General features: G+C 64.0%; 8 protein-coding genes and 1 tRNA gene. 2 read left to right on the forward strand and 7 right to left on the reverse strand.

Going from position 1 to position 8,948, the window contains the following annotated elements; genetic code table 11:
• The 7 genes from ACREE8_RS01575 to ACREE8_RS01605 form a co-directional block, all read right to left on the reverse strand.
• Positions 1-1,211, reverse strand: a 1,211-nt coding sequence (locus tag ACREE8_RS01575; protein ID WP_431571221.1) for an APC family permease, incomplete at its 3' end; no start/stop codon positions are given.
• A 68-nt stretch (positions 1,212-1,279) separates the two neighbouring features.
• Positions 1,280-2,170 (reverse strand): SDR family NAD(P)-dependent oxidoreductase, encoded by an 891-nt coding sequence (locus ACREE8_RS01580; RefSeq protein WP_431571222.1) that lies wholly within the window; start codon positions 2,168-2,170, stop codon positions 1,280-1,282.
• 278 nt (positions 2,171-2,448) lie between these two features.
• A complete protein-coding gene (locus ACREE8_RS01585) occupies positions 2,449-3,264 on the reverse strand; it encodes a hypothetical protein (RefSeq protein WP_431571223.1) in 816 nt (271 codons plus the stop codon).
• A gap of 218 nt (positions 3,265-3,482) precedes the next feature.
• A tRNA-Glu gene (locus ACREE8_RS01590) sits at positions 3,483-3,558 on the reverse strand.
• Positions 3,559-3,831: 273 nt separating this feature from the next.
• Positions 3,832-5,127, reverse strand: coding sequence for a flavin-containing monooxygenase (locus ACREE8_RS01595; RefSeq protein ID WP_431571224.1), 1,296 nt, complete (start codon positions 5,125-5,127; stop codon positions 3,832-3,834).
• Between the two features lie 232 nt (positions 5,128-5,359).
• Positions 5,360-6,400: a threonine aldolase family protein gene (locus ACREE8_RS01600; RefSeq protein ID WP_431571225.1), complete on the reverse strand. Its 1,041-nt coding sequence runs from the start codon at positions 6,398-6,400 to the stop codon at positions 5,360-5,362.
• 54 nt (positions 6,401-6,454) lie between these two features.
• Positions 6,455-6,781: a DUF6476 family protein gene (locus ACREE8_RS01605; RefSeq protein ID WP_431571226.1), complete on the reverse strand. Its 327-nt coding sequence runs from the start codon at positions 6,779-6,781 to the stop codon at positions 6,455-6,457.
• A gap of 54 nt (positions 6,782-6,835) precedes the next feature.
• Between ACREE8_RS01605 and ACREE8_RS01610 the strand changes: the two genes are divergently transcribed.
• Both ACREE8_RS01610 and rpoH read left to right on the forward strand, forming a co-directional pair.
• Positions 6,836-7,783: an RluA family pseudouridine synthase gene (locus ACREE8_RS01610; RefSeq protein ID WP_431571227.1), complete on the forward strand. Its 948-nt coding sequence runs from the start codon at positions 6,836-6,838 to the stop codon at positions 7,781-7,783.
• Positions 7,784-7,934: 151 nt separating this feature from the next.
• Positions 7,935-8,819, forward strand: coding sequence for an RNA polymerase sigma factor RpoH (gene rpoH / locus ACREE8_RS01615; RefSeq protein WP_431571228.1), 885 nt, complete (start codon positions 7,935-7,937; stop codon positions 8,817-8,819).
• Positions 8,820-8,948: the final 129 nt, after the last annotated feature.

Consider the following 8,948-nt stretch of genomic DNA (forward strand, 5'->3'; position numbering starts at 1 on the left):
CCCTTGAGCCGGGCATAGAGCGCACCGCCCACCACCATATGGAACGAGGTGTAGATCCCCGCCGTGGCGAAGCTGATCACCTGCCAGATCGCGTTGCTGGAGAACATGCCCAGCAGGATGATAATGCAAGGCACGACCGTGGCCGTCATGATGGCGGCGTTGGGCAGACCGCGCTTCTCGTCGATCTTGGCCAGCGTATGATGGCCGAACACCAGCCGATCGCGCGCCATGGAGAACAGCAGGCGGCTGGTCGACGCCATGATCGCGGCCGCGGCGCTGACGATGATGATGACGAGCATGATGATGCCGAGCTTGGCGCCGATCGGGCCGAAGTTCGCCAGCAGCACGGCCTCGGCCGGGTTGGCGACGGTGCCGCTGACGGCACCCTGCATGTCGGGAACCGCCAGCGTCATGCCCAACCCGATGACCAACGTGCTGGCGCCGCCGACCGCCATGGTCAGCATCATCGCCCGCGGAATCTTATGGCTGGCTTCTTGGACTTCCTCACCCAGATCGCCGCAGGCCTCGAAGCCGAAGATGATCCAGATGCCGATCAGGCTCGCCGCGAACAACGCCGCGACGTAATTGTCCGATCCGGCGCCGAAATTCTCGACCAGGACGCTCCAGGGCTGGACCTGGCCGAACAACAGCAGATAGACGCCGGCAAAGCCGAGGCCGATGAGCCCGGCCCAGACGCCCGCCTCGACGCCTTTGGCGAGGACCTTGGTGCCGCCGAAATTGATGATCGCGGCGATGATGATCATCGCCATCGCACCGATCGCGTTGGAGAAGGGCGTGACCTCATAACCGAAGAGAGCCGCCAGATAGGGAGCGCCGCCATAGGCCAGGCCGGCATTGGTGGCGAGGAGCGCCAGCAGATACATGAAGGCGGTGAGGAAACCCCAGCGCGGACCGACAAGCCGCCGCGCCCATTGATAGACGCCGCCGGCGATCGGATATTGCGAGGAGGCTTCGGCGAAGATCATCGCCACCAGGACCTGCCCGAAAAGGATGACCGGTATGGTCCAGAAATAGGCCGGGCCCGCGACAGTCAGGGCAAAGGCGAACAACGCATAGAAGCCCGCCAGCGGGCTCATATAGGAATAGCCCAGCGAGAAATCGGCGAAGAGGCCGAGCACCCGCTTGAATTGCGGCTTGTAGCCGAAGCCCGCGATGACCCTGTCTTCGGCGTCGAGTGGTCTCTCAGTCATTTTCTTCCCCCAATGTTTCGATTGTTTGCGTCACGGTCTCTTTTGAACGGCCGTGACGGTTGCGACGTCTAGCCTTTGGCGAACCACCCATTGTCGACATAGAGCGCGGCGCCATTGATGAAGCTGGCATCGTCGGAGGCGAGGAACAGCGCCGCCGCCGCCGCTTCCTCCGGCTCGCAGATCCGCACCTGCGCGGCATTCAGATCGGCATCGCTCCATTTCTGGCCGAGACCGTCGAGCTCCTTGATCTCTCGCAGGCCATGCGCCGTCTTCACGAAGCCGGGGCAGATGGCGTTGCAGCGGATATTGTGGTTCCGGTATTCGGTGGAGAGCGAGCGCGTGAGCTGCAGCACCGCGCCCTTGGTCATGCAGTAGATCGATTCCAGGGCGAAGCCCATCTCGCCGCCGTTGGACGAGGTGATGACGATCGAGCCGCCGCCGTTCTCCAGCATCTGCGCGACCACGGCCCTACAGACCAGGAAGGCCGAGCGGACATTGATGTCCATCAGCCGGTCATATTCGGCCTCGGTGGTCAGATGGAACGGTCGGACGGTAACGGTGCCGGCGTGATTGAACAGCACATCGATCGGGCCGAACTGCTTGTTGATCTTCGCGATGCCGGCCGTGACCGCCTTGGACTTCGATGCGTCGGTCCTCACGAACAGCGCGCTGCCGCCGGATTCGCGGATCAGCCGTTCGACCTCCTGCCCTTCCTTATCCAGGATATCGAGGATGCCGACCTTGCCGCCCTCGGCCGCGAACCGAAGGGCCGCCGCGCGGCCCATGCCGCCGGCGCCGCCGCTGACCAGCACCGTCTTGCCGACAAAACGTCGCCCGCTGAGGTTTGCTTTCGCGCCGGCTCCCGAGATGGAGCCGCGCGTTGTCGTCGGCGCCTTTTGGCGCGCCACCCGCTTGACCATGAGTCCCCCGTTGCGTCCAAGGCGCGCGGTCTTCGTCAAGGGGGGCGGTTTCGATCGCCCGCTCTTTCCCTGTCGCGAAAGCGCCGCGAGAAATCAGTGCATAGGTCCCTATGCTAAGCCCGGTAGGTCAGCCGGCGCTAACTATTTTCCTATTCCGCGCGATGTTGCCAGGAGAGAAGGACGCTCGGATCCGGCGATCCTCGTCCAGGAACCGGCCGCGCCGGTTATTCCCGGTCTTGCCGGCGGCGCTTTCGAGGGGACTTTCGGTCTGGAAATCGGACCTCGTCATGGCCCGATTGCAGCGCCGACCCCGTGGCTCAGGGCTTGGTCTGCATCAGCTTCCCGAGCTTCGTCTTGTCGTTGTAGATCAGCATCGCCGAAATCTGTCGGCTTTCGACCATGGCGACCATGCCCGCGCCCGGGGCAATGAACCGATACTCGGTCAGCTTGATGCTCGCCGGCCCTACGGACCCTTTGTAGTCCCACTTGATGAGAACGGCGTCATAGCTGCCCGCAGGAACCGTGACCTTGTAGGCGCCGATATAGCTGTAGGTGACGTCGAGCGATCCCGTGTGATTGACATCGGTCGGATCGGATAGGTCGGAAACCGCCACTTTAACCGTGACCTTCCGGCTCTGGCCCGGCGCCAACCCCGTCACAATCAGCGGCTCGCCGGGCGTGTAGCGCGACAGCACCTTCTCCTCGAGGTCTTGCGAACCCAGGATGACGACGCCCCCATCGGCGGTCTTCTGCAGGAAGAATGCACCGACCGGCTCGGCGGAATAGCGCCAGCCCGGGGCGAACATCGGATCGGTGGTGGCTTCGACCTTGTGGTTCTCGGTGCGCGTTTTGCCGCTCGATTCGCGCACTTGATAGGATGTGACCTTATTCCCCGGCGGCAAATACTGATCGGCCGCCATCAACGGCTTGGCGGCGATGGGCTCGCCGATAACGCCGGTCCCCAGATATTTTTCGATCTGCGCACGGTCGTCGCTCGGCAGAGGAAAGGTCGAATCGGCCGCGCCCGCGCTGCTGCCGGCAATGAGAAAAAACAACGCCGTGGCCGCAGCGGCGACGGCGAGCCTGCGATGAAGGCGCATGGACGAACGCTCCGATGGTTCTCGCAGCCGCAAACCGACGCGATTGCGGTGAGCTGCCGTTCCTGGATGTCCTCTGCAGCCATTGCCGAGAGGGACAGGTCTTTCGCTTGATGGAAGGAGAGGTTAGGCCACATCGCGTCGCGCGTGAAGGTCGCCTTCGCCCTAGGGAAAGGCCGCACCGTCATGCGCTGTCTCGTGGGAATCAGGAAGTAGCGGCGGTCTCTGCTTCAAGCCGAGAGCTTGGAAATGGCTGGCGTCCCCTAGGGGATTTGAACCCCTGTTACCGCCGTGAGAGGGCGGTGTCCTAGGCCACTAGACGAAGGGGACCTATCAGCAGGCTCGGGGTGGCTCCTGGCCCTGATCCCAGGGGGATCCGGCGGGCGCCCGAGAGGGCCTTTGAATAGGGGAAGGCCCCGCCCCGATCAAGCCTTTTCGCGATAGGGTTCAAGCCCTTGATGCGGCAAGAGGTCCTGCCGCGCCACGGCCGGCCGGGCTAGGCTCGAGTTGGCGGCCAGCCACCGCTTGGCCGCCGCCAGGAACGCATCCACGGCCTGAACTTCCGTGCGCGAGGGTCTCATCGGCCTCGACCTCGTCTTTTGGTTATGAGCCTTTGGTCTTCCCCCGGGCGCAAGGATGATAGGCGAGATAGCCGCGCTGCATGGAAATATGGTCCGCCACGTGCTTGGCGTCGTGCCAGACGCCCCAGATGAAACTGGACCCCCTTCGCGACAGCCATGGCAATCCCAGGAAATAGAGCCCAGGCACCGCCGAGACACCGCGGCGATGTTTCGGCCTCCCTTTCTCGTCGAATGTGTCGAGCTTCAGCCAGCTATAATCGACAGCAAAGCCTGTTGCCCAGATGATCGAGGCGATTCCAGCCTTCGCCAGGTTCAACTCGAGAACGGGGTCGGTCACGCAGTGCGGGTCGGGCCCGATATTGCGGGCGTCGAGCTCCTCGGGGAGGTCGAGACCATTGCGGGCGACAAAAGCGTCGGCTTCGTCCAATACCGACAGGTAGTTCGCATCCCCTTGCGCAATATTGTCCGCAAGATCCGGCGCAAAGGACATCACACCGTCTTCGAACCTTTCCGCCCGCCCAACCAGCGTCATCCCCCGTTCGGCGAAACGCCGGAAGTCGACGGTCCGGCCGCCATAGGCCCCGCTCACCGCGATCGTGACATGTTCCTTGCCTTGCGGCGGGGTCTCGGCATCCCACTTGCCAAGGACCCCCAGCCACCAGACGAAGTCACGCCCGCGATAACCGCGCGGAGGCCGGTCATGCGGACCGACCGACAGGAAAACACGCTTTCCCGCACGCAAGAGCTCGTCGGCGATCTGCGCTCCCGAAGATCCCGCCCCGATCACCAGCACCGCCCCCTCGGGCAGCTGGGCGGGATTGCGATAGGCGTTGGAATGGATCTGAAACAGTCCCGCATCTTCAGGAACGACGGCCGGGATGACAGGGCGCTGGAAGGGCCCGGTGGCGGCAACGAGGTAGGCGGTTTCAATGACGCCCTCCGACGTTTCGACATGAAAGCCGGGCCGGCCGACATGGCTCCGCACCGACTTGACCTCCACGCCGCAGCGGATCGGAGCCGCGATCATTTCCGCGTAAGCGACAAAATAGTCCGCAACCTTCTCCTTCTGGGCGAAGGCATCGGGATCGGTGTCGGAGAATTCCATGCCCGGAAATCGATCGTGCCAGGCCGGACCGTTGGCAACCAGCGAATCCCATCTTTCCGAGCGCCAGCGTTCGGCAATCCGGTGCCGCTCCAGGACGAGATGAGGCATGCCGGACTTGCTCAGATGCTCGCTCATGGCAATGCCGGCCTGGCCGGCGCCGACAACGAGCGTCTCCACTCTCTCAATCGACATTTCTGCGCCCCTATCCGGCATCCGAAGATCCTTAGCGGATCCGAGCGCCAGTTTAGTGGAGCCGCTTGCATTCAAAAAATATGAATTCATGAACCACTGGTTCGGTTTTTCCTATTGCCGGGACGGAGTTCGACCTGATGGGGTGGACGGCGCGTAGCTTGCCGTGAATGGCAAGCAGCAAGGCCGCTTCCTCGCCCTGCCGTGAGAGGAGCGAGGAGCCGCAGTAGCACGGAGTTGAAGAGGTCGACTTCGGCTAAGCCGCGTTGGCGGCCAGCAGCCGCTTGGCCGCCGCCAGGAAAGCGTCCACCGCCTGGACCTCGGTGTTCCAAGCCGTCACCAGCCGCAGGAACTGCGCCCCGTCCCAGCGATAGAAATTGAAGCCCTCGCGCTCGAGCCCTGCGATCGCGGCCTCGGGCAGCCGCACGAAGATCTCATTGGCCTCGATCTCGTTCTCGAGCTTCGAGCCCGGCAGCCGGGCGAGGCCCTCGGCCAGGCGCTTGGCCATGGCATTGGCATGGCGGGCATTGGCGAGCCAGAGATCGCCCTCGAGATAGGCCTCGAGCTGGGCCGAGAGGAACCGCATCTTGGAGAACAGGTGACCCGCCCGCTTGCGCCGCAGCTCGAATTCGGCCGCCATCGTCTTGTCGAAAAGAATGACCGCCTCGACGCCGAGGGCTCCGTTCTTGGTGGCGCCGAAGGAGAGCGCCTCGATGCCGGCGCGCCAGGTGAGGTCGGCCGGGCTGCGGTTCAGGGTCACGAGCGCGTTGGCGAAGCGGGCCCCGTCCATGTGGTAGCGCAGGCCGTGACGCTTGCAGGCGGCGCCGATCGCGGCGATCTCGTCCTGGCGATAGACCGTGCCGTATTCGGTCGCCTGGGTGATGCTGACGGAAGCCGGCTGCACATGATGCACCACGCCCTTGCCGACACCGCCGCGCGCCTCGATCTCGCTCGCTTCGATCTTGGCGCCCTTGCCGCCGAGATTGACCAGCTTGGCGCCGCCGGTGAAGAATTCCGGCGCGCCGCATTCGTCGGTCGCGACATGGGAGACCTCATGGCAGAAGATGGCGCCCCAGGGCGGCGTCATCGTCGCCAGCGCCAGCGCGTTCGCGGCCGAGCCGGTCGCGACCGGGAACACCGTGCAGTCGGTCTCGAAGATCTCGGAGAGTTTGCGCGTCACCCGCGCGCTGAACGGATCCTCGCCATAGGAGCTGACCGCGTCCCGGTTCGCCGCCACCAGGGCGTCCATCACCTTGGGATGCGCGCCGGTCACATTGTCGCTGCGGAAATCCATCATGGCCTCTTTTGCTGAAAGTTCCCGATCCGCGTCCGGATGGCTCGACCGCTTGGGTCAGCCCGACGTGCCCGGGCTGAGCCGGCCGACGACGCTGCCGGTCGCCGGATCGAGAATGAGGATGTCGGCGCAGGCCGCATCGGCGGCGTTGCCGGTGAGCGGCTCCAAGCGGAGCCAGAGCCGGTCGTTGACCGAGGTCATCTCGGCCACGCGGCAGCCCGGCGGCAGCGGCAGCACGACATCGCCCAGCTGCGCAGCACCGCTGGCCGTCGTAGCCGTGCCGGGCTTGCCCTGCATCCGATGCACGATCGTCACCACCACGATGGCGACGCCGATCACGATGATGATCCCCATCACGATGACGAGAGCCTTGAGGGCACGCATGGAGTTGGTCCAGTCTCGAAAGCGATGGAAGCTGCAGACGAACGCCGCCTTGAGGTGACGATCGAGGCCGATCAGCAGGGCGAGCGGGTCGACCGCGCGCTCGCCGCGCGGCTGCCCGATCTTTCCCGCAGCCGCCTCAAATCATTGATCGAAGAGGGCTGCGTCCGGTCGGGCGAGCGGACCATATCCGACCCCTCCCAGCGGGTCAAACCAGGCCAGAACTTTGTCATTTCGATCCCCGACGCGACCGCGCCCACGCCACAGCCCGAGGATATCCCGCTGGTCGTGCGCTATGAGGACGATGCGCTGATCGTCATCGACAAGCCCGCCGGCATGGTCGTGCATCCGGCTCCCGGCAATGAGGGCGCCACCCTGGTCAATGCGCTCATCGCCCATTGCGGCGCGTCGCTCTCGGGGATCGGCGGGGTGCGCCGGCCCGGCATCGTTCACCGGCTCGACAAGGATACGAGCGGGCTCCTGGTCGCGGCCAAGCATGACATCGCGCATCGCAAGCTCGCGGCCGACTTCGCGGCGCATGAGGTCGAGCGCGCCTATCAGGCCGTGGTCTGGGGCGTGCCCGCGAAGAAATCGGGCGAGATCGAGGGCAATATCGGCCGCCATCCGGTCCACCGCAAAAAGATGACGGTGCTGGCGCGGGGCGGCAAACCGGCCCTGACGCGCTATCGGGTATTGAAGAGCTTCGGGCGGCTGGCGAGCCTGGTCGAATGCCGGCTGGCCACCGGCCGAACCCACCAGATCCGGGTCCATCTGGCCTCGATCGGCCATCCGCTGCTGGGCGACCCGACCTATGGCCGTGCCACCCCGGCTCGGCTCAATGCCCTGCCACCCAAGGTCCGGGAGGTCGTCGCCGGCTTCAAGCGCCAGGCGCTCCATGCCTGGCTCCTGGGATTCGAGCATCCGGTGACCGGCGAGGCCCTCCGCTGGGAGTCCCCGCTCCCGCCGGACATGCAGGCTTTGATTTCTTCTTTAGAATCAATATAATGGTTAATAATAGTTACTTGGCCGTAACCCCTTGAAATCCAACGAGACCGACCAAATTTAGCACTTGTGCCTCACAAGTGCCAAAATTCCGCGGGAAACTCCGATCCCTTGGAATAGAGGGGTTACGCGAGGGGCGTAAGGAGGACTTCAAATGGCCAGTTTCAGTCGATCCCTGCCAGCACTGTCGGACGGCAATCTCAGCCGCTACCTGCAGGACATCCGCAAGTTTCCGATGCTGGAGGCAAATGAAGAATACATGCTCGCCAAGCGCTGGCGGGAGCATGAGGACACCGAGGCGGCGCACAAGCTGGTGACGAGCCATCTGCGCCTCGTCGCCAAGATCGCGATGGGTTATCGCGGCTATGGCCTGCCGGTGAACGAGCTCATCTCCGAAGGCAATGTCGGCATGATGCAGGCGGTCAAGCGCTTCGATCCGGAACGCGGCTTCCGTCTCGCGACCTATGCCATGTGGTGGATCCGTGCCGCCATCCAGGAATACATCCTGCATTCCTGGTCGCTGGTGAAGATGGGCACGACCGCGGCGCAGAAGAAGCTGTTCTTCAATCTGCGGCGCATCAAGGGCCAGCTCAAGGCGATCGAAGAGGGCGATCTGGCACCCGAGACCGTCACCAAGATCGCGACCCAGCTCGATGTGCCCGAGGACGATGTGGTGCAGATGAACCGGCGCCTCGCAGCCCCGGATCACTCGCTCAACGCGTCGCCCCGCGCCGACAGCGAAGGCGAATGGATCGACTGGCTCGAAGACGAGTCGAAGAACCAGGAGGCCCTCCTGGGCGAGAGCGAAGAGCTTGGCAAGCGCCAGGCGCTGCTGGTCTCGGCCATGAAGGGCCTGAACGAGCGCGAGCGTCACATCCTGACCGAGCGCCGGCTCAAGGACGAGCCGACCACGCTCGAGGATCTGAGCAAGGAATACAACATCAGCCGCGAGCGCGTGCGTCAGATCGAGGTGCGCGCCTTCGAGAAGCTGCAGAAGTCGATCAAGAACGCCGCGATCGAGCAGAATCTGGCGAACTGACGCCAATCCACTTAGCAATGCGAAGGCCCTGTCCTGAGAAGGATGGGGCCTTTTTCTTTTGCGCGCGCAGTATTTTGTCATGCCGGCGAAGGAGCTTGTGAAAGAATCCACGGCCCCTCCCCTTGCGGG

Source organism: Hypericibacter sp., assembly GCF_050729195.1.
Lineage (GTDB): Bacteria > Pseudomonadota > Alphaproteobacteria > Dongiales > Dongiaceae > Hypericibacter.

Coding starts and splice junctions, on each gene's coding strand:
- ACREE8_RS01600 (WP_431571225.1), bottom strand. CDS start 6,400: ATGATGGATTTCCGCAGCGACAATGTGACCGGCGCGCATCCCAAGGTG.
- ACREE8_RS01595 (WP_431571224.1), bottom strand. CDS start 5,127: ATGCCGGATAGGGGCGCAGAAATGTCGATTGAGAGAGTGGAGACGCTC.
- ACREE8_RS01605 (WP_431571226.1), bottom strand. CDS start 6,781: ATGCGTGCCCTCAAGGCTCTCGTCATCGTGATGGGGATCATCATCGTG.
- rpoH (WP_431571228.1), top strand. CDS start 7,935: ATGGCCAGTTTCAGTCGATCCCTGCCAGCACTGTCGGACGGCAATCTC.